This window comes from Neptuniibacter pectenicola, assembly GCF_001597735.1.
Lineage (GTDB): Bacteria > Pseudomonadota > Gammaproteobacteria > Pseudomonadales > Balneatricaceae > Neptuniibacter > Neptuniibacter pectenicola.
Genome location: NZ_LUTS01000001.1, coordinates 380,639 through 399,719, shown reverse-complemented (window position 1 = coordinate 399,719; position 19,081 = coordinate 380,639). Strand labels below are relative to the sequence as shown.

Below are 19,081 nucleotides of genomic sequence, written 5' to 3'. Positions count from 1 at the left end.
ATGCCTAATCTAGACCAGCCCAAGTTGAAATCGACAACGGGGTTTATTTTGACGCGTCAGCAACAGGATAGCCAAACGGGGGTCCTATTAACCTATTGGGTTAGAGCGGCGGATCAGGTTTTTCCGATTACTATCCCCAACCAAGAAACGGTTTTCTTTGTTCTTGATGCACAGGTTGAAACGTTGCAGCGTATTTTGGCGCGCTTCTCGGGCTGGCGCTTAGCTAAACTGGCATTAACCGACCTGAATTATCAGGGTGTCCACGGCCTCTATTGTCGAAGCCTTAAAGTGATGCGTCAGATCGTCGACCTGCTACGGGTGTCAGGTATTGTGATGATGGAGGAGGATATCCGTCTTACGGATCGCTTTTTGATGGAGCGCTTTATTCAAGGCGGTGTATCCATTACGCAACGTGCAGATCAATTCAAACTTAGGCCGGCTGAGGTCTCCCCCCGTTTTAAAATTTTATCTATTGATTTAGAAACGACCATGCGTGCAGATAAGATCTTATCTGCTGCCTTTTACGCGGATGATTTTCGTTTAGTGCTGATGCTCGGTGAGGGAGAGGACAGCCCAGAGTTAAAATATGTCAGTAGCGAAAAAGCGCTTTTATTGGCGTTTATCAATACGGTTGATCACTACGACCCGGATATATTTATCGGCTGGAATGTTGTGGGGTTCGACTTTAACGTGTTAAAAGCGCGAGCGGATGCTTTGCATGTCTCGTTAAGACTGGGCCGTGATAAGCAGTCCATGCAGCTGCATGAGTCAGGACAAGGGAAGTTGTTTGTCCGTATGGCAGGGCGGATGGTGCTTGATGGTATCGACACCCTTAAAGGGGCAACCTATCAGTTTGAAAGTTTTTCGCTAGAAAATGTATCCCGTCAGATGCTCGATCGCGGCAAACTGATCGACCATGTCGATGTGCGTGGGGATGAGATTCAACGACTTTTTCGTGATGATAAAGCCGCTTTAGCGCGCTATAACCTTGAAGATTGTAAGCTGGTTTGGGATGTTTTTGAGAAAGCCAATCTTATCAATTACCTTATCGAGCGTGCGCGGCTTACGGGCTTACCACTTGATAAAGTCGGCGGCTCTGCTGCGGCTTTCGACAATCAATACCTACCTCACCTTCACCGCAAAGGTTATGTTGCACCTGAATATGCCTCCGGTGTATCGGGATTAGGTGCGCCGGGCGGTTATGTTATGGAGTCTCGTCCCGGCTTGTATCGCCATGTACTGGTACTGGATTTTAAGAGTCTGTACCCCAGCATTATACGGACATTTAAAATAGACCCTTATGGTTTGGCCGAAGGGCTTAAAGAGGGGGCGCAACCGGAAGACCTGTTGCCCGGCTTTAATCACGCTATCTTCTCCCGCAGTAAGACCATTTTACCTGAGTTAATTGAAACCTTATGGGCGGCAAGGGATCAGGCCAAGCAGGTTAATAACGCGGCACTCTCCCAAGCGATAAAAATTATCATGAACTCTTTTTATGGCGTGCTTGGCTCCAATGTTTGTCGGTTTTACGATCAGAGGTTATCGAGCTCAATTACATTGAGAGGGCACGAGATACTGACAAAAACGGGCGAATGTATCGAGGAGAATTTTGGCTTTAAAGTGATCTATGGTGACACCGATTCTGTCTTTGTATGGCTGGGAGATGATTTTCCTGTGGCAGAGGCTAATGCCAAAGGAGAGGCCTTAGCTTGTTTTTTAAACCGCTGGTGGCGAGATAACTTACAACAGCGTTTTCAGATCGATACCCAATTAGAAATAGAGTATGAGACCCACTATAGTCGTTTTTTAATGCCAACCATCCGACACTCTGAAAAAGGTTCAAAGAAGCGCTACGCTGGATTAAAACGGTTCCCCGACGGTACTGAACGCATGGTCTTTAAAGGCTTAGAGAATGTGCGTACCGATTGGACGCCCCTTGCTCGCGAGTTGCAAGAGCAGTTGTATGAACGTGTATTTAAAGGGCAGGCGTGGAAACCGTTGTTAAAAACAGTGGTGGAACAACTTAAGCGCGGAGAGCTAGATACTAAGCTCGTGTACCGTAAACGCATAAGGCAGGGCTTAGATCAGTACGTTAAAAATAAACCCCCTCATGTTCAGGCGGGCTTGAAAGCGGAGCGGGCTTATCAACAGATGGATCAGCCAACTCCTTATCGTTCGGGGAGTTATATCGAATATGCCATTACTATTAATGGCCCTGAGCCTATCGAATTTTTAAGCTCTTCACTGGATTATCAGCACTATCTTGAAAAGCAGATTAGGCCTGTTGCTGAGGCCATAATGCAGTTTTTAGGTGAGGATTTTGATGACTTAGTTGCACCGCAAATTAAGTTGTTTTGACCGTATTGCGTCGTGCGCGAATAGTCGAGCCGCGTTTAAGCGGTGACATCAAGGAGTGAACCGAGCGGGCTCAAGGGGTCGGTCCGTAATTTACCGGGGGCCGTTACTTCCAATAGCTGCATCACCTGCTCACCGGTTTGCTCACGTTTATGTTGAGCCATCTCCGCCGATTTGATTGCATGACTTGTTGGTAATGTAGGCTCGTTAGCAATTGACGCACTGGCGCTGATCTCATTTACTTCCATACCTGACCTTTGCCTTTTGTATGACGGGGCTTAGTTGTTACACCCCTGCCGCGTTTTCTTTTTATGTTTATAAAGAGGTGATCTAGTTGTCGGCTATGAGTGTAAATACTTGAGTGTTATTTCATGGAGAGGTCAGGGATCTGGAGATGTGATAGGTGACTTCTTGGGCAGGAAACGCTATTTTGGAACTAAGCCTCAAGAATGATTTAAAAGTTAGCGTTTAGCGTTCATGCTTAATTTGATTTTTTTGGCTTTGAATATACGACATTCCACATCATTAAAAATTAAAATTAGAAAGGTCAGGGATAATGAAAAAGAAATTAAGTGTTACTCGTAATATTATAATTGGATTGGTTGCAGCGTCTGGGATGCTGTCCAGCAGTGCTTTCGCTGCGGGTAATATTAATATAGAAGAAACGGTTAACCTGAATGTTAAGCCTGCAGGTTTATGGGCATTAGTGGGTGACTTTAATAGTTTGAATCGCTGGCTGCCAGGTATTGTTGCGAGTGAACGTACAGACAATACACGCGTTCTTACATTAGGTGACGGTGGTAAAGTCACTGAAATTTTATTAGAAGAAGATAACGTTAATCACTTTTATCGTTATGCGATCACAGATTCACCACTTCCTGTAGCTGATTATGAAGCTAAAATCACCGTGGAGTCTAATGGTAAAGGTGGTTCAGTGGTCACGTGGAAAACCAGCTTTAATGCAGCAGGTCTTCCGGATAAAGAAGCAGAGAATGTGATGCGCGGCGTACTTAAAGCCGGTGTAAGCAATTTGGGCAAACTTTATAATTAATCCTTAGTGATCGAGTTCTCAAAAAGCCACCTTTTTAAAGGTGGCTTTTTTATAGCGAAGACCCTATTGAAGAAAAGCTATGTGTCTTTCAGCATAAAGATGGCCAGTACGCAGGGGCCGTGCGCGCCCATAAGTAGTTTTTGTCCAATGTCGGCGCTTCTTGAGGGGCCGGTAATCATATTAACGGTGCGCGGCATCTGGTTTGGGTTTTGTTCACGTACTTTCTGCCACGCGTCTTCATAACTACCGACAATATCGGACTCCTTTAATAACACTAAATGGCAGTCGGGTAAGAAGTTAAGTGTGGTTGGGCTTTCTGGGCGTGAGTGGAGCATGAGTGTGCCTGTCTCAGCAATGCCAGCCATCGATGTGGTTAGGCTGGCGAGGTCACCGGATTTTGCGACACGTTGTTCGCGTGTTATCTCACCGAGCGCCTGCCAATCTAGTGCATTTAGGCAGGCGTCACTGGCACTGACTAAGGTTTTGAACTCATGCTTGTGTAGCCAAGTGGAGACGGCTGTTGGTAGGTCGGTTAGTTGTTCAATATCGATTAATTCAGCGGATGCGCTCAGCGCCATCTCTCTAAATAGCTGTATTTGAGCGGGTTTGGCTAATTGCGAGCGCTTGGGAATAATCGTTGCTTTATGGGCGTTGATCCGCGCCATTACGGCATCATGCTGCTGTTGAGTGGCTACTCCACGACCTAAGCCTTGACGGATACGGTTTAAAATTTCTGCTCTGCTCATCGTGATTCCTCCGCCTTTTGTTTGGCTTTCCACTGGTCCATAAACGTTTTTCCTTGCGGGGCGGGCATGTCACGCCAGTCGGTCCAACCACCGGCAAGGGGTAATTTTTTAATGCGACCTTTTTTGCCCGCTATTGTTTTCATAAACCACGTTGAACTACGGGCTAACCATCGATAAAGGGCAGGCCGTTTAGCAAAAAATGCCCAACCTGCGATGCCAAAGCGAACTGCGCTTGGTGTTAAATGTTTTTCAAACTCCTTTTCTCGCCAGTGGCGCATCAGTTTAGGTAAGGGGATGCGTACGGGGCAGACCTCTTCACATTTGCCACAGGCTGTGGATGCATTGGGTAGATGTGCTGCTTGTTCAATGCCGATCATGTTGGGTGTTAAGACGGACCCCATAGGACCAGGGTAGACCCAGCCATAAGCATGGCCGCCCACAGCACCGTAAACTGGGCAATGGTTCATACAGGCGGAGCAGCGAATACAGCGCAACATCTCTTGAAACTCGGAGCCAATCATTTCGCTGCGTCCATTATCGAGCAGCACTACATGAAAGTTTTCCGGACCATCTTGATCTTCAGCGCGTTTAGGGCCCGTAGATAAAGTGTTATAAACCGTAAACTCCTGACCTGTCGCTGAGCGGGCTAACAGGCGTAAAAATAAACTCATATCTTCAAGCGTGGGCACCACCTTTTCGATCGAGGTGATTACAATGTGGGTTTTAGGTAAGGTTTGGGTTAGGTCTCCATTGCCTTCATTTGTCACAATAATGGTTGAGCCTGTTTCGGCGACTAAAAAGTTAGCGCCGGTAATGCCCACGTCCGCACTGACAAACTCCTTACGCAGTATCTCCCGGGCTTCCTTCATTAAGGCTTGAGGGTCGTCTGTTTTAGGACGCTTATGGTGTTCATGGAAGGTTTCAGATACATCATTTACATTGAGGTGGATCGCGGGTGCGATAATATGGCTAGGGTGATCCCCCCTAAGTTGTAAGATATATTCGCCTAAATCGGTTTCTACGGGTTGGACATCGTTAGCTTCTAAATAATCATTAAGGCTGATCTCTTCCGAGACCATTGATTTGCCTTTAGTCACCGTTTTGGCATTCACCAGCTGGCAAATATCTAAAATCGTTTTATTGGCGTCTTCACCCGTGCGGCACCAGTGTACATGACCGCCATTCTCGATCACTTTGCTTTCAAACTGTTCTAAATAGATATCAAGGTTTTCAATAATATGATTTTTCAGATCCCGTGCTGAATCGCGAAGTTGATCGAATTCCGGAAGTCGTTTAATCGCATTGGCTCGGTTTACGGGAAACCCGTATTTGAATTGGCTAAGTGCCTCTTGCAGTTCCACATCTTTTAGGGCGATACGCGCATTTTCTTTAAAGTCTGGACTGGTAATGTTCATTTTATTTTTCCCGCCCTAGAGTGATTTAGCGAGCGCATATTCAGCCCCGCCGATTGCTGGGGTATCGGTCATACCCGCCAGAATTTCGACGACGTGACGGACGTCAACGGTTTTCCCCTCGCGTTTGAGTTTACCTGCCATATTGAGTAAACAGCCTAAATCGCCACCGACTAAGGTCTGCGCTTTTGATGCGCTGATGTAGTCTGTTTTGTTAGAGACCATGCGATTAGAGATCTCTGGGTATTTAACGCAGAAGGTACCACCAAAACCGCAGCAAGTTTCTGCCTCTTCCATCTCGTGTAGCTGGAGCTTTTCTACGTTCGCAAGGAGTTTGCGTGGCTGCTCCTTAATGCCGAGTTGTCTCAGGCCAGAGCATGAATCGTGGTAGGTGATTGTGCCGTCAAAAGCGGTGTTGGTTAATTCGACGTTGATAATGTCTGTGAGAAATTGGGTGATCTCATATGCGCGGGATTTAAGCGCTTCTGCCCGTTTTTTCCATGGGTCGTCATCATCAAAGAGGTCTGGATAGTAATGCAACATGCCGATGCATGAACCCGATGGCCCGACGATATATTCATAACCATCAAACGCTTCAATCGTTTGGCGGGCGATCTCGGCAGTGGTGGCTTTATCCCCTGAGTTATAAGCAGGTTGGCCACAGCAGGTTTGTCTTTCGGGCACGGATACAGTGCAGCCAGAGGTTTCCAGTAATTTAATCGTAGCAAAGGCTACGCTGGGGCGGAACATGTCGGCGAGGCAGGTTACAAATACACCGACGTTAGGGCGCTGGTTTTTATCAGTCATATCATTGTCGCTATTACTGGGCGCTGATTGGTCAACAGTCGCGCCTATTATTATTGTTAAGAGAGGTTGACCCGTTAATAAAAGAGCTAAAGGTCACGTTGCTTTAAAGAAAGATAGTTAAGAGTGGGGTTAAAAGAAATGTTAAACTGGCAACTGGTCTGTCCAGAAGGCTATTGATACACCTATGTCTATTAAAAAAACAGGTTCTGATGTTAAGGGGCTTAGTCAGCAGTTAAGTTTAAAGCTGCAGCAAGCGATCCTATACGGTGATGTTTGCCCCGGTCATAAGCTGACGTCTCAACGAAGGCTTGCCGCTGCTCATCAAGTGTCTAGAGCCACCGTTAGAGAGGCGATACAAGACCTTGAACTCAAAGGGATGGTGAAAACCTATCCCGGTGGTGGTTCGGTCTGTCTAAATCTGCTTGAACCCCATGTAGATATGCCGTTGGGAGGTGTTGGGCAAAGTTTGTCGTTTCAGCTTCAGGTGATGGAGATGCGGGCGGCTTTAGAAGGGGAGGCTGCATATTATGCTGCGTTGAGGGCAACCGATGCACAGCTTGAAAAAATAGAGCAGGAATACAAAGTGATGCAAGCCCGCTCTAATGGTGCAACCACGTTAGCCAAAGCGAAAGCGGACCTCCGTTTTCATATGATGATTGCTGAGGCGAGTCATAATCTTTTGGTGATGTCATTTAGTCAGATCTTTTATGACCGTTATTTTAATGCAATTTATGGTGTGCTTGATCGTACATTAAAAAAGTTTGGGCGCTATCCCGACCGCATCAGCGCCCAGCATACGCAGATTTATCAGGCGCTGATTAATCGAGATGCCGTGTTAGCAAAAAAAGTAGCCACCGAACATATCAACTATACCCGTAGCCAGCTGGAAGGTGCGGGTTGATCTAATTCAATCACGCTTTGGCTATCTGGTTTTATCCCTCATTATATTTTCTCCCTACCTTTATCTTTTGCCAGAACTTTCTTGGTCAGACCAGTTGTTGTATCTATCTAGGTTTGGATAGAAATAGGGGTTAGTGTGTCTTTCATAAGCTTTAATGCCTAGCTGTGCTCAATTAAACGCTATTCTGTACAGTTAGATCGACTATTGTATTGACCAAGCATTGCCTGAAGCAGCTATTGGTTGATTAATAAAAAAATAAAAAGAACGTCACCTTCACTGATAAGGGCGGGTCAATGTCTCAAGAAATTATTAACGCTGATGTTAAGGGCGCGCAATCTAATGCGATTAAGTGTCTGAATATATCTGAAAAGAAAGTAGGTTTGTTTGTTACCTGTTTAGTTAACACTATGCGTCCTTCGGTGGGTTTTGCCGCAATAAAGTTGCTGGAAGACGCTGGATGTACAGTCGATGTGCCTGAGTCGCAGTCATGTTGTGGTCAACCAGCCTTCAATTCGGGTGATGACGAAGGGACACGTCAAATCGCCTATCAAACCATTAAGCAGTTTGAAACGTTTGATTATGTTGTGGTGCCGTCAGGGTCTTGTGCTGCGATGATCAAAAAGAACTTTGTTGAGGTGCTTAAAGATCAGCCTGAGTGGCTTGCCCGAGCTGAACATTTAGCCAGTATTACCCATGAACTGCTCTCCTTTTTAGTGGATGTATGTGATTTTGAGCCAAGCGGTGTCGAGCTTGAAGGCTCTTATACTTATCATGATAGTTGCTCAGGTTATCGCTCGTTACATGTCTATGAGCAGCCTCGAAAAATGCTCGCCAATGTAAAAGGTTTAGACCATCGCCCTCTACATGGTCATTCGGAATGTTGCGGCTTTGGCGGAACGTTTTGTGTCAAATATTCAGATATCTCCAATGAGATTGTGGCGGAGAAGGCTGAGAACGTACTTGCGACTGAAGCGGATTACCTGCTGGGTGGTGATATGGGCTGCTTAATGAATATGGCGGGTAAGCTCAACAGAGAAGGGCATAAAGAGATAGAAGCGCTGCATACGGCAGAAGTGTTAGCAGGCTTGGCTCCACAGATACTAGGAGGCAAAAATGCAAGCAAATAAACCGGAGAATTTTTACCAAAACGTTAAAGACGCGTTAGCGCAGCCGGATCTGAAAATGATCATTCGGCGTACGACCGATAAAGCAGAAGCAAAACGTGCAGAGGCGATTGCTAACTTCCCTGGGTTTGAAAATGCGCGTAAACAGGGGCAGAAAGTCAAAGACCATACGATTAAGTATATGGATCACTATTTGGCTGAGTTCGAGAAAAATGCGTTGGCACAAGGGACTATCATTCATTGGGCTAGTACCGCAGAAGAAGCGTCAAAGATTGTTTTAGATATTTGCCGCCAGCATGAAGCGAAGAAAGTAACGCGTAGTAAATCGATGCTGGGCGAAGAGATCGGTTTATCCCATGCATTAGATAACTCAGGGATCGAGCGAGTTGAAACGGATCTTGCCGAGCATATTATTCAGTTGGCGGGTGACCCCCCTTCGCATATTGTCTGGCCTGCTATGCACCGTAGTCGGGAAGATGTTATTAAACTCTTCCGCGAATACCATAAAGACCCTACCTATTCTGAAGAGATTATTGATCTAGTGCGCAGCGCGCGTCGAGATCTTCGAACTAAGTTTTTAACCGCAGATATTGGTATCAGTGGCTCTAACTTTTTACTGGCGGATAGCGGTTCATCTTGTACCGTTACTAACGAAGGTAATGCGGAGCTAACGATTACGCCGCCTAAGGTCCATATTGTGACGGCGGGTATTGAAAAATTAGTGCCGTCGATGGCTCATGCGATACCTTTACTGCGTTTGCTGACCCGTTCAGCAACGGGTAGTGAGATTACACAATATATCACCTTCCATAATGGCGCTAAGCGTCCTAATGATGCGGACGGGCCGGAAGAGTGTCATATGGTTTTGGTTGATAATGGCCGTACCAAAATGCTGGCTGATGGTATGGAAGAGATGTTGCGCTGTATCCGATGTGGCGCCTGCATGAACCATTGCGTAGTTTATAAACATATTGGTGGCCACGCTTATGGTTCAGTGTATCCAGGGCCGATGGGATCGGTGTTAACGCCGCATTTAAATAGCCTTGAAGTGGCAAATAAACAGACCCACGCCTGTACCTTGAATGGGCGCTGTGAAGAGGTTTGCCCAGTTAATATCCCCTTACCTAAACTCTTGCGCTCGTTACGTGCTCAGTCTTGGGATAAGAAGTATGAGCCGCTAACCAACCGTTTTGTTGTGAAAGCTTTTGCCGCCTTGGCGAAAAGACCGATGTTATTTCAATGGGTGTCTTCCTGCGGTGTTATCTTCATGAAACTGTGCAGTCGTAAGGGGTGGATCAGATCAATGCCTCTTGCTGGGGGGTGGACACGTAATCGTGATTTGATTGAGCCTGAATCAAAAACGTTTATGCAGCAATATAAAGCAATGAAAAAAGCCAAAAGTGATGGTGCGTAAATAATGAATAAACAACGAAATGAAATAAGTCGAGAACGTATTTTTGATGCGATTAGAGCGGCTGCGCCAACCGTCACTGCGGATGTAAAGGCTATTCAGGCAGAAGCGGCTGATATCTTACGTGAAAGCGAATTTGCACGTCCTGATCTGTTGGCAGATGATGCTGCGGACGCGTTGGTGCAACGAATTGAAGCGGGCTTAGTGATAGGCACCAGCTGTGAACAGATAGCAACGATGGATGCGCTGCCTAACGCAGTTGATCAGTTTTTAGCTAAATACGCCTTACCTAAAGCGTTGCAGGTTCAGAGGATAGAGCGGCTACAAAAACTGAACTGGGGTAGCCTATCTACTGAGGTCGATATTAAAAACGACAACACCGTTGGCCTCTGCTGGGCGGAGTATGGTATCGCTGAAACAGGTACGTTTGTTGTGCATTCAGGCCCAGATATGCCGATTCTGCTTAACTATCTACCTCTCTATCTTATTGCGGTCGTACCTCGATCAAAAATACTGCCTTATATGGACGATTATGCACTTATCGCAAACGAGATAGCGCAGCGGGGAGAAACACCGCGCAACATGTGCCTGATCTCAGGCGTGAGTGGGACCACGGATATTGAGGGCGTCCTTATTCAAGGCGCGCATGGGCCTGAGGTTTTGCATATGATTATTGTTGAAGATCAATAAGCTTTTATTCTAAGTAAACAAAAGTGCAGGCTATAAGCCTGCATTTTTTAAGGGCGTAGGAAAGCCTTTAGCTCCAGTTTGCAGCTTTTTCTGGAATGGTGGCATCATGAAGGCCGTACTGCTCCAGAGAGTTATGTTTGACCTGGATAATAATGTATACCAGAGGTTCATCCGAATTGTTGCGCCAGATGCGTTCACCTTCTGGACTGATTCTGACAATGCTGCCTTCTTTTATCTCTAGTGTTTCTCCGTCGACCTGCAGTTGCCCCTGTCCCTGAATGAAAATATATACCTCTTCATTCTGGTGATGGTTGTGATAGATCGGCATTCCACCTCCAGCAGGCATTGAGTTAATTGAAATTTCACAACCGCTCAGGTTCAGAAGATCTTTCAGAAAGAGCTTGCCAGGAATCTCCATACCCGGGAGTTCTACTGTGTAGTCGGGCCATTGTTGGCAGGATCCGGTGTCAATCGCTGAGAAATGTGTACCTGTTTTTACTTCATTATTAGTCATGGTTGCCTCGCTACCTATCAGTAGGTAGGTTTGTGTTTAAAAAAATAGCCTCTTAATAAGAGGCGTTGTATTTTCGTACGGGTTTTACGTTAATTCTGTATATAAGCCTGTAATACTCTGATTAAAAAAAGTACTGTTGCCAGCCGCTCTGGAAATGATCAATGCTCCCTGTAAAGCTGCAATAATCAGACAGGCTTGTTGTTCGGCTGTCTTTGTGAGCTTTAGTTCCCCATCGGACTGACCTTTTTTGAGTATGGCTGTAAGCCACTCCTGTTGATAATTAAAAAAGCGCGATAACAGGGGGTGAATGCAGGGATCCAGAGTCAGAACTTCTGTCGATAACATTCCGCCCATACACACACGCTCGTTCTCAATATTTTGCCGGTACAAGTTAAAGTATGCATTAAGAGCTTCTTGTGCAGATAGATTAGTGCGGCTTTCCAAATATTCCGTCAACTGCTCTGTATAACGCTCCATCAATCGTGCAATAAGATCGGTTTTCGTGGCAAAGTGGTGGTGTAAGCTTGGTTTAGAAACACCGACTTCTTTAGCTATATCGGCATAACTGAAGCCGTTCACCCCGCGTTGCTGGATGAGCCTCTGAGCAATTTCAAAAATTTTTTCTTTCATATTCATACGTTGAATTTAACCTACCAGTAGGTAGGTTGCAAGACTTATGTTAATTATCCCTCAACATGTCCCTTGGCAAAAAGGAAGTGAGTTAATTGTTCTGTGTAAATAATCAGTATCTTATTTGAGGCTGTTTAATGTCTGCTGTATTACTGGTTAAGCATGAAATTTGTTCAGTGCTTAATATCCCCTTTTATCTTTCTACCGTTTCGGTGGGGTTTCCCAGTCCTGTGCAGGACTGTGTAGAAAAAATTGGATCTGAATGAGCTGCTGATCATCAGACCTTCCGTAACCTACTTTGTGCGAGTGGAAGGCGATTCGATGTTAGGGGCAGGGGTACATAGTGGAGCTATTGTGATTGCTGCTTTTCAGGGTGAGCTGACTGTTAAGTAGTTGATGTCACATCCGGTGTGCTAGCTGTTGCCGCGTGACCTCCGTTATAAACTTATTGTTCTCAAAGAGGAGAGTGACCTGGGGCTCTTTGGGGGCGTAATCAATGTAATTCATAATTTTCGTTAGAGATTAGTATGAGTTATGCACTGGTTGACTGTAATTGCTTCTATGTTTCCTGCGAGCGTTTATTTCGCCCGGATTTAAAGTATAAGCCAGTTGTTGTGTTATCCAGCAATGGTGGCTGTGTCGTTGCAAGGCCTCCCGGGGCTAAAGCACAGGGAATTAAAATGGCGATCCCGTTTTTTCAGGTTCGGGAAGTATGTGTTTTCCAGTAATTATGCGCTTTATGCGGATCTGCCTGCCCGGGTCATGAACGTATTGGAGATGTTGGCACCTCAGGTAGAGGTGTATTCAATCGATGAGGCTTTCCTTAATTTGGAAGGGGCCGCGGCAGTAACTGGCATGAGTGCGCGGGGACAACAGTTGAAAAATGAGGTGTATAACCGGACTGGAATTTCAGTGGGTGTCGGTATTGCGCCGACCAAAACGCTGGCACAACTGGCCAACTATGTAGCGAAACACTATCCCAAAACCGGAGGGGTGGTGGACCTGGCAGATTTGTGCTGGCAGTAAGGTCCTCTACAGAAAACACCAGTTTTAGAAGTGTGGGGGGGCACGTAATCGTGATTTGATTGAGCCTGAATCAAAAATGTTTACGTGACCCGCCCTAATCTGTTGGCCTCTGCTGGGCGGAGTATGGTATCGCTGAAACAGGTACGTTTGTTGTGCATTCAGGCCCAGGCATGCCGATTCTGCTCAACTACCTGCCTCTTTATCTTATTGCGGTCGTACCTCGATCAAAAATACTGCCTTATATGGACGATTATGCACTTATTGCAAACGAGATAGCGCAGCGGGGAGAAACACCGCGCAACATGTGCCTGATCTCAGGCGTGAGTGGGACCACGGATATTGAGGGCGTCCTTATTCAAGGCGCGCATGGGCCTGAGGTTTTGCATATGATTATTGTTGAAGATCAGTAAGTGTTAGGAGGAGGTTGGACATAGCTTCCCGTGCTTAGCGCATTAAAAAGAGAATCTAAGGATTCTCTTTTTTTGTTTAAGCGCTAATGCTGGTGCTGGCTTGTCGCTCGGTCTGGATATCTTTGTTGTTGGCACGCGGGTTGTGCCTGTGTTTTTTGGTGCAGCGCTGGATTATATGCACTACTTTAATTCTTGAGTATTGTTTAAAAAACAAACAAAGGTAAATTCTAAAAAGAATAAAATTTCAGGATAATACACTACAAATTATTGAAATATAGTGAAATAAACCAGTGCTTCTTTAATAGAATGTGAGATTCCACTAATAATAAATAACATTGGATTCTGACACTATGCCTTATATTGGAAAGAAGGTTTTACCTTTAGCTGCTGCCTTATTAAGTATTAGCCCATTCGCAACTGCAAGTGTGACGGCCGAAGCGGACCTCAGTCTAAGAACATTCTATTTTGACCGTGATTTCAAAGATGGAAACACTGATCGAACCTCATTGACGCAAGCGCTGCGTATCGATACGCGGGTCAATGCAACGGATATGATCACATTGGGTGCGTCTGCCTTCGCTAACATGAAGCTCGATGGCAGCGGTGATGATCAAAGTATTGGTACCTTAACCAGCGGTAGTAATGGCTACGCCAAGTTGGGTCAGTTATATGCTGATGTCGCCTTTAGCGAAGGCACCACGTTACGTTTAGGACGTTGGGTGACCTCTAAAGCGCTGCTTAATGACAATGATAACCGTGCCACCCCTCCCTCTACGCAAGCCATTAAGCTAGAAGGTACGGTCGGTGGTGTAACACTGTTTGGTATGTACTCGGATCGTGCGTCGTCTAAAACGGATTCGGATTTTGATAAGTACGAAGATGCTAATGGTGATAGCTATGGTATCTACCTACTGGGCGCAAGCGGTTCCATTAATGGTTTGAACTGGGTGGGTGAGTATGGCGATGCGGATGATGTGAGCGAGCAGTTTTATTTAAATGCATCCTATACATTTGATAATGGTGTGTTGCTTGATTTTTACCAGTACGTTGCTGACTATGGCAATGCCCATACAAGTAAAGCAAACCTTGACTCTCGGTTAACTAACCTTGTGGTTCAATTCCCAATTACGGACGCGGTTAAATTGGCGTTAGCTTATCAAACCGTTGGCGGTGATACCGGGTATGATTTTGGTTGGGGTGGCAAGAACGATTCCTACCTAATGACCTGGAATGCTATTCAGTACTCTGACTTTAATCGTCAGGATGAAGACTCATATCAGATCCGTGTTGACTATAAAACGCCGATTGCTGGCTTAAACCTTATGGCACGCCATGTAGAAGGTGAGTTTACGGCTGGGGGTGTTGATCAAGAGCACCGGGAAACGAACATTGACGCTCAATACGCGGTCTCCGGTATCGAAGGGTTAAACCTGCGTGCACGTTATGCCCGCGTACGTGTTGAAACCGGTGGTGAAGATATTAACGAACTTCGCTTAATTGCAGATTACTCCTTTTAAGGCGTGATCTATCGAAGCCCTATTGGTTGGTACCCCCCTTCCTAGCCAATGGGGCTTTTTTTATTAGGCAGGGCTCCACTTTACTGTTACAACCCAGCCCCTTATTAAGCTGTTAGCGCGACTTTAGATGTTCTTGCAGCCATTTTTTTGGCGTAATTCCAAAATGTTTTTTAAATACTTTGGCTAAAGAGGAAGAGTTTTCATAGCCTACTTCGTTAGCAATGAGGCTTACGGGTTTATTTTGTTGCAGTAAGCCTTTTGCCATAGCCATGCGTAAGCTGGTTACATAACCCATGGGTGCTTGCCCGACGGTTTCTTTAAACACTAAGGCAAACTTTGAGCGAGACATAGCGGCAGACTCCGCCATCTCTTCAAGACTCCACTCTCGTTCAGGTTGCTTTTGAATCGCCTCGATCAAACGGGCAAGTTGAGGGTGAGATTGCGCTGCAATAAGGCCTAACTCTATGGTCCCTTGTTCAACAACCTTGCGTAATGTTTGGACCATAAAAATATCGCACAGGCGATCAATCATTATTTTACGCCCTTGTTTTTCAGCAAAGCCTTCCATAAAAATTTTCTCGACGGTGTCAGTGGTTTCTTGTTCCTCTAGTTTATTAAAATAGAGAAATTTAGGGAGATGACTAATCAACTGTTTGTGTTGGGAGGAGGGCAGCTTAATCGCAGCACAAATCATCTGAGCATCTTCTGATTTAGCTATTTCGATTTGGTGGCTGATTCCATTAGGGAAAAAGATTACTGAACCTGCATGCATCTTAAGGCTATGTTCTTGTTCAGTCTTGAGAGTTAATGATCCCGATTGTACTAAATGTAAAAAGCCCGATTCTTTATTATCGTCAAAGCGTTGAATTCCGCATAAATTGCCACTAAAAAAAACTTCCGCATTGATCTCTAAATTTTGCAGTAAATGACTTAATTTATCCATGTTCCCCCCTTTTTAGGACGATTGACGCTTTTTTACAGATGAATGGAGGCCTTTCCATTCTTAATTGTCCGTAATCTATACCTCAACAACAACGGGACAGATTTCTTTTGTCTAGTTTGTTTATTTAACCATTAAATGAGGAAAAAGGTATGAAAGTTTCAAAAACACTAAAGTTAGCAACAGCAGCTGGTGCGCTTTTACTAAGCAGCATGAGTTTTTCAGCTTCTGTGAATATTGGCACAAACGATGTAGCGATTCACGGTTACGATCCTGTTGCATATTTCACAAAAGATAAAGCTGTGGAAGGCTCCGCTAAATATACGGCTACACATGATGGCGCAATTTATCGTTTCGCAAGTGCTAAAAATCGCGACCTGTTTAATGCCGATGCTGATCGATATGCACCACAGTTTGGTGGTTATTGTGCAATGGGTGTTGCGCTTAATAAAAAGTTAGATGTGGATCCTCAGGCGTTCTACATTCAGGAAGGTAAGCTTTATCTTAATTTGAATAAAGATGTACAGAAAAAATGGTTAACAGATGTACCGGGCCATGTGAAATCGGCTGATCGTATTTGGGCGGGTATTGAAGATCTTTCAGTGGCTGTCACAAACGCAGAAGATTAATTCCTGATGTCTAAGTCTGAATTGACATTTTCAGCGACTGGGCACGACTACTCTGAACCTTTAGCGTTGATCTGTTTCAGCGCTAATTGGTGCGGACCTTGTCAGCAAATGGTGCCCATTATGAAAAAGCTTGCTGAAAAATATGCAGGTCAACTTCGCGTATTGAAAGTCGATGTTGATCAACAGCCGGAACTCTCAAATAAGTTCAATATTCGTGCGGTTCCAACCTTAGTTTTTCTAAGTAAAGACGCAGAGCTGGATCGGCAGATGGGGTCTATAGCCTATCAACAGATTAGCCATATGGCCGAGCAGCATCTAGCTAACTTTAAATAAAGTGGAGAAAAGTTATGGACAGTAAACAACGTATAGCCACTGCAGCGCTAGCCATAGCGCTGGCATCAGTAGCAACCCTTCCTGCAGCTAATGCCGCAGGTAAAGAAAAGTGTTACGGCGTGGCATTAGCCGGCCAAAATGATTGTGGCAATCTGGCTGGGACGCACTCATGTGCAGGTCAAGCAAAGGTAGATAACGATCCTGGTGAATGGAAGCTCGTAGCAAAAGGTACCTGTGAAGATATGGGTGGCATGTTAAAGGCTGAAGCGAAAGAGCGCTATCAAGCGCAGAAATAGCTGTTCGGTTACTGCAAAGTAAAACACTAGGAGAAAGAAGGTGTCCTGTTTAAATACAGCTCATACTAGAGGTGAGACTCTTTCATCAATGGTTGGGGTCGGGCTGCGCCACCCTCATTATAAGGAAGCGCTGCTTGGGTCATCTTCCATTGATTTTGTCGAGGTGCATGCCGAGAACTTCTTTGCTGAAGGTGGGATTGTACCTGCGATTTTAGATGATATCGCGCAGCAATATCCCATTAGCTTACATTCAACCTCCATGGGGCTAGGCTCGGCTGTAGGTATAAACAGAGATTATCTGCAGCGTTTAAAGCGCTTATCACAGAAAGTTACCCCGATATTGATCTCTGATCATGCCTGCTTCACTTGGAGTAACCTTAATGGAAATGCTGTACATGCGGGAGATCTTCTGCCTCTAGAGTTTAGCCAGCAAAACCTGCAAGTTATGACTGAAAATGTAGATAAAGTTCAGCAAGTGTTAGGGCGTAAAATTCTAGTTGAAAACTTATCTTCTTATGTTGAATTTCGGTTTTCAAATATGAGCGAAACAGAGTTTTTAACTGAACTTGTAAATCGCACGGGATGTGGATTGCTGGTGGATCTGAATAACTTAATTGTGAACGCGCATAATTTTAGTGATGAGAGTTCACTCCAAACTGCGTCACAGTGGTTGCAGCAATTACCTACTGGTGCAGTGGGAGAGATTCATTTAGCAGGTTATACACCGGTTGCTGAGAATGAACTGATTATTGATGATCATAGTCAGCCTGTTTCTGATGAGTGCTGGTCGCTATACCGCACGGCACTAAAGCAGCTTGGGGCGGTAACAACGTTGATTGAATGGGATAATAACTTGCCAAGTTGGCCTGTTTTATTAGATCAGGCGACCAAGGCGCGCTCTATTATGAGTGAGATAGCCATTATGAAAAACGTACCGATGAGTGAAGAGGGCTTTTTAAATGCAATCTGAACTCGATATTTTATGTCGCCGCCAAGAAGCTTTAATAGCCCTAATCTTTTCCGAACAATCAATGCTCGAAAATAAAGAAGAGGATCAGATGAGCAAAGGCTTAAAAATCTACCAGAACAACTTATTGATGACCGCAGTTCGAGCCTTATCATTAAAATACCCCGTAATTGATAAAATGATTGGGCGTGAGGCATTAAGCGGTTTAACGCGGAAATTACTGCATATAGAGCTTCCAGCTTCAGGTGATTGGGCTGATTGGGGTGAGCAGCTTTCATCACTAATTATGACAACTGAATTGTATGATCAGCACCCTTATTTAGCAGAAATTGCATCATTTGAGTGGTGCTTACATGAAACCGCTCGAGGCGTAGGGACCGAACTCAATGTTAATGCACTGGCTCGCTTATCCGAGCAGAATTTGAAGAGTGTATTTATTCAACTATCCAAAACGTTGAAGGTTCTGAGTTTTCACTATCCAGTGGATGAAATTTGGATGTTGCATCAATTAGATGAAAGCCAAATTGACACTAATGAATTAGCCGTGCTTTTAAAGGAACCTATAGAACTGCATCGTATTGTTATGTATCAGCGCGAAGCTGTGCCTTGCGTAGAGCGATTAACCGAACAAGAACAGGCTTGGTTAATAGACGTGTTGGCAGGTTTGAGTTTAGACCAGTTATTGGAAAAATATGTAACCTTTGATCTATCAGGTTGGTTAAGTGTTGCAATTGAAGAACAGTGGTTAGAAGGCTTACGTTGAAACAGATCTCGTCCGTTTCCATTGTGAATTTGATTTTTTAAAAGATTTTAAGAGTGATTATTATCATGAGTAAATTTTATCAAGGCTATCTTACAAAGGTAGATAAGATTGTTACCGCCCATAGCTGGGTTGCTCTATTAGCAAGATTATATATAGCAAAGATTTTCTTTTTAGCTGGGCTTACAAAGGTACAAGATTGGGATACAACGTTGTTTCTCTTTGAAGAGGAGTACCAAGTGCCGTTGATACCATTTGAACTTGCCGCTTATTTAGGCACGGTTGGTGAATTAGTTTTACCTGTGCTGTTGGTATTAGGCTTTTTTACACGGTTTACGGCGTTAGGCTTGTTTATTGTCAACTATGTGGCTGTCATTAGTTTGGTCGAAATAGCACCTGCAGCACTATATCTTCACTATATATGGGGTATTTTACTGGTTCAGCTTATTGTTTATGGTGCCGGTGTGGCGAGTATCGATGGATTTATGTTACGTGTTGCTGAAGTGAAGCAAAGAAAGGTACTTTCATACAGTACATAGGAAATAATTAAGGCGACATAGAT

Annotated in this window: 21 protein-coding genes and 2 pseudogenes; 16 read left to right on the top strand and 7 right to left on the bottom strand. The window is 44.8% G+C overall.

The genetic code is table 11. The features are described from left to right. Complete coding sequence (locus A3773_RS01785; RefSeq protein WP_067982199.1) at positions 1-2,358, top strand: DNA polymerase II; 2,358 nt, start codon at positions 1-3, stop codon at positions 2,356-2,358. Between the two features lie 35 nt (positions 2,359-2,393). On the opposite strand, the gene A3773_RS01780 is transcribed toward A3773_RS01785, so the two are convergent. Beyond that, positions 2,394-2,603 carry a hypothetical protein gene (locus tag A3773_RS01780; RefSeq protein WP_067982197.1) on the bottom strand — a complete coding sequence of 70 codons (210 nt, stop codon included), beginning with the start codon at positions 2,601-2,603 and terminating at the stop codon, positions 2,394-2,396. 308 nt (positions 2,604-2,911) lie between these two features. Between A3773_RS01780 and A3773_RS01775 the strand changes: the two genes are divergently transcribed. Further along, positions 2,912-3,406 (top strand): SRPBCC family protein, encoded by a 495-nt coding sequence (locus A3773_RS01775; protein WP_067982194.1) that lies wholly within the window; start codon positions 2,912-2,914, stop codon positions 3,404-3,406. A gap of 77 nt (positions 3,407-3,483) precedes the next feature. Here A3773_RS01775 and A3773_RS01770 read toward each other — a convergent pair whose 3' ends face one another. From A3773_RS01770 to A3773_RS01760, 3 genes are read right to left on the bottom strand one after another with little or no spacing between them, the layout of a single operon-like run. After that, positions 3,484-4,152 carry a LutC/YkgG family protein gene (locus A3773_RS01770; protein ID WP_067982191.1) on the bottom strand — a complete coding sequence of 223 codons (669 nt, stop codon included), beginning with the start codon at positions 4,150-4,152 and terminating at the stop codon, positions 3,484-3,486. Further along, positions 4,149-5,567, bottom strand: coding sequence for a LutB/LldF family L-lactate oxidation iron-sulfur protein (locus A3773_RS01765; RefSeq protein ID WP_067982188.1), 1,419 nt, complete (start codon positions 5,565-5,567; stop codon positions 4,149-4,151). Before A3773_RS01765 ends, A3773_RS01770 begins: the two co-directional genes overlap by 4 nt. 15 nt (positions 5,568-5,582) lie before the next feature. Beyond that, positions 5,583-6,371: a (Fe-S)-binding protein gene (locus A3773_RS01760; protein WP_067982185.1), complete on the bottom strand. Its 789-nt coding sequence runs from the start codon at positions 6,369-6,371 to the stop codon at positions 5,583-5,585. A gap of 184 nt (positions 6,372-6,555) precedes the next feature. On the opposite strand from A3773_RS01760, the gene A3773_RS01755 reads away from it, so the two are divergent. The 4 genes from A3773_RS01755 to A3773_RS01740 all read left to right on the top strand — a co-directional run bounded on the left by A3773_RS01755 (position 6,556) and on the right by A3773_RS01740 (position 10,497). Then, complete coding sequence (locus tag A3773_RS01755; protein ID WP_067982182.1) at positions 6,556-7,272, top strand: FadR/GntR family transcriptional regulator; 717 nt, start codon at positions 6,556-6,558, stop codon at positions 7,270-7,272. Between the two features lie 293 nt (positions 7,273-7,565). Further along, the gene (locus tag A3773_RS01750; protein ID WP_082800512.1) at positions 7,566-8,399 is read left to right on the top strand and encodes a (Fe-S)-binding protein; all 834 of its coding nucleotides are present in this window, start codon (positions 7,566-7,568) and stop codon (positions 8,397-8,399) included. Beyond that, a complete protein-coding gene (locus A3773_RS01745) occupies positions 8,386-9,810 on the top strand; it encodes a lactate utilization protein B (protein WP_067982179.1) in 1,425 nt (474 codons plus the stop codon). The genes A3773_RS01750 and A3773_RS01745 overlap by 14 nt, the downstream gene beginning before the upstream one ends. A 3-nt stretch (positions 9,811-9,813) precedes the next feature. Continuing rightward, complete coding sequence (locus A3773_RS01740) at positions 9,814-10,497, top strand: LutC/YkgG family protein (protein WP_067982176.1); 684 nt, start codon at positions 9,814-9,816, stop codon at positions 10,495-10,497. Positions 10,498-10,564: 67 nt separating this feature from the next. On the opposite strand, the gene A3773_RS01735 is transcribed toward A3773_RS01740, so the two are convergent. Beyond that, positions 10,565-11,011, bottom strand: a complete 447-nt coding sequence (locus tag A3773_RS01735) for a cupin domain-containing protein (protein ID WP_067982173.1) — start codon at positions 11,009-11,011, stop codon at positions 10,565-10,567. 84 nt (positions 11,012-11,095) lie between these two features. Further along, positions 11,096-11,647: a TetR/AcrR family transcriptional regulator gene (locus tag A3773_RS01730; RefSeq protein WP_067982170.1), complete on the bottom strand. Its 552-nt coding sequence runs from the start codon at positions 11,645-11,647 to the stop codon at positions 11,096-11,098. Positions 11,648-11,941: 294 nt separating this feature from the next. Here A3773_RS01730 and A3773_RS19415 point away from each other — a divergent pair, with 294 nt between their 5' ends. From A3773_RS19415 to A3773_RS01715, 4 genes and pseudogenes are all read left to right on the top strand, one after another. Next, positions 11,942-12,034: a hypothetical protein gene (locus A3773_RS19415; RefSeq protein ID WP_438942549.1), complete on the top strand. Its 93-nt coding sequence runs from the start codon at positions 11,942-11,944 to the stop codon at positions 12,032-12,034. Positions 12,035-12,168: 134 nt separating this feature from the next. Beyond that, a pseudogene (locus A3773_RS17675) lies at positions 12,169-12,667 on the top strand (Y-family DNA polymerase). Between the two features lie 113 nt (positions 12,668-12,780). Then, positions 12,781-13,077: pseudogene (locus A3773_RS01720) on the top strand (LutC/YkgG family protein); the annotation flags it as partial. Between the two features lie 350 nt (positions 13,078-13,427). Then, the gene (locus A3773_RS01715; protein WP_067982161.1) at positions 13,428-14,594 is read left to right on the top strand and encodes an OprD family outer membrane porin; all 1,167 of its coding nucleotides are present in this window, start codon (positions 13,428-13,430) and stop codon (positions 14,592-14,594) included. A gap of 112 nt (positions 14,595-14,706) precedes the next feature. On the opposite strand, the gene A3773_RS01710 is transcribed toward A3773_RS01715, so the two are convergent. Then, positions 14,707-15,537: an AraC family transcriptional regulator gene (locus tag A3773_RS01710; RefSeq protein WP_067982159.1), complete on the bottom strand. Its 831-nt coding sequence runs from the start codon at positions 15,535-15,537 to the stop codon at positions 14,707-14,709. Between the two features lie 149 nt (positions 15,538-15,686). On the opposite strand from A3773_RS01710, the gene A3773_RS01705 reads away from it, so the two are divergent. The 6 genes from A3773_RS01705 to A3773_RS01680 all read left to right on the top strand — a co-directional run bounded on the left by A3773_RS01705 (position 15,687) and on the right by A3773_RS01680 (position 19,058). Next, complete coding sequence (locus A3773_RS01705) at positions 15,687-16,163, top strand: YHS domain-containing (seleno)protein (protein ID WP_067982156.1); 477 nt, start codon at positions 15,687-15,689, stop codon at positions 16,161-16,163. Between the two features lie 6 nt (positions 16,164-16,169). Next, positions 16,170-16,496, top strand: a complete 327-nt coding sequence (locus A3773_RS01700; protein ID WP_067866330.1) for a thioredoxin family protein — start codon at positions 16,170-16,172, stop codon at positions 16,494-16,496. A gap of 14 nt (positions 16,497-16,510) precedes the next feature. Beyond that, on the top strand, positions 16,511-16,792 hold the full coding sequence (locus A3773_RS01695) for a BufA1 family periplasmic bufferin-type metallophore (RefSeq protein ID WP_067982153.1): 282 nt from the start codon (positions 16,511-16,513) through the stop codon (positions 16,790-16,792). Between the two features lie 40 nt (positions 16,793-16,832). Next, entirely contained in the window at positions 16,833-17,762 is a 930-nt protein-coding gene (gene bufB / locus A3773_RS01690; protein ID WP_197462704.1) for an MNIO family bufferin maturase, read from the top strand. Beyond that, positions 17,752-18,522, top strand: coding sequence for an HvfC/BufC family peptide modification chaperone (locus A3773_RS01685; protein WP_067982148.1), 771 nt, complete (start codon positions 17,752-17,754; stop codon positions 18,520-18,522). The genes bufB and A3773_RS01685 overlap by 11 nt, the downstream gene beginning before the upstream one ends. A gap of 65 nt (positions 18,523-18,587) precedes the next feature. Next, complete coding sequence (locus A3773_RS01680) at positions 18,588-19,058, top strand: DoxX family protein (RefSeq protein ID WP_067866320.1); 471 nt, start codon at positions 18,588-18,590, stop codon at positions 19,056-19,058. Positions 19,059-19,081: the final 23 nt, after the last annotated feature.

What these genes read in the sequence shown, in the direction of transcription:
- A3773_RS01745 (WP_067982179.1), top strand. Translation starts at nt 8,386, where the DNA reads ATGCAAGCAAATAAACCGGAGAATTTTTACCAAAACGTTAAAGACGCG.
- A3773_RS01765 (WP_067982188.1), bottom strand. Translation starts at nt 5,567, where the DNA reads ATGAACATTACCAGTCCAGACTTTAAAGAAAATGCGCGTATCGCCCTA.
- A3773_RS01685 (WP_067982148.1), top strand. Translation starts at nt 17,752, where the DNA reads ATGCAATCTGAACTCGATATTTTATGTCGCCGCCAAGAAGCTTTAATA.
- A3773_RS01695 (WP_067982153.1), top strand. Translation starts at nt 16,511, where the DNA reads ATGGACAGTAAACAACGTATAGCCACTGCAGCGCTAGCCATAGCGCTG.
- A3773_RS01700 (WP_067866330.1), top strand. Translation starts at nt 16,170, where the DNA reads ATGTCTAAGTCTGAATTGACATTTTCAGCGACTGGGCACGACTACTCT.
- A3773_RS01680 (WP_067866320.1), top strand. Translation starts at nt 18,588, where the DNA reads ATGAGTAAATTTTATCAAGGCTATCTTACAAAGGTAGATAAGATTGTT.
- A3773_RS01715 (WP_067982161.1), top strand. Translation starts at nt 13,428, where the DNA reads ATGCCTTATATTGGAAAGAAGGTTTTACCTTTAGCTGCTGCCTTATTA.
- A3773_RS01780 (WP_067982197.1), bottom strand. Translation starts at nt 2,603, where the DNA reads ATGGAAGTAAATGAGATCAGCGCCAGTGCGTCAATTGCTAACGAGCCT.
- A3773_RS01735 (WP_067982173.1), bottom strand. Translation starts at nt 11,011, where the DNA reads ATGACTAATAATGAAGTAAAAACAGGTACACATTTCTCAGCGATTGAC.
- A3773_RS01730 (WP_067982170.1), bottom strand. Translation starts at nt 11,647, where the DNA reads ATGAATATGAAAGAAAAAATTTTTGAAATTGCTCAGAGGCTCATCCAG.
- A3773_RS01775 (WP_067982194.1), top strand. Translation starts at nt 2,912, where the DNA reads ATGAAAAAGAAATTAAGTGTTACTCGTAATATTATAATTGGATTGGTT.
- A3773_RS01710 (WP_067982159.1), bottom strand. Translation starts at nt 15,537, where the DNA reads ATGGATAAATTAAGTCATTTACTGCAAAATTTAGAGATCAATGCGGAA.
- A3773_RS01705 (WP_067982156.1), top strand. Translation starts at nt 15,687, where the DNA reads ATGAAAGTTTCAAAAACACTAAAGTTAGCAACAGCAGCTGGTGCGCTT.
- A3773_RS01740 (WP_067982176.1), top strand. Translation starts at nt 9,814, where the DNA reads ATGAATAAACAACGAAATGAAATAAGTCGAGAACGTATTTTTGATGCG.
- A3773_RS01760 (WP_067982185.1), bottom strand. Translation starts at nt 6,371, where the DNA reads ATGACTGATAAAAACCAGCGCCCTAACGTCGGTGTATTTGTAACCTGC.
- A3773_RS01785 (WP_067982199.1), top strand. Translation starts at nt 1, where the DNA reads ATGCCTAATCTAGACCAGCCCAAGTTGAAATCGACAACGGGGTTTATT.
- A3773_RS01770 (WP_067982191.1), bottom strand. Translation starts at nt 4,152, where the DNA reads ATGAGCAGAGCAGAAATTTTAAACCGTATCCGTCAAGGCTTAGGTCGT.
- A3773_RS01750 (WP_082800512.1), top strand. Translation starts at nt 7,566, where the DNA reads ATGTCTCAAGAAATTATTAACGCTGATGTTAAGGGCGCGCAATCTAAT.
- A3773_RS01755 (WP_067982182.1), top strand. Translation starts at nt 6,556, where the DNA reads ATGTCTATTAAAAAAACAGGTTCTGATGTTAAGGGGCTTAGTCAGCAG.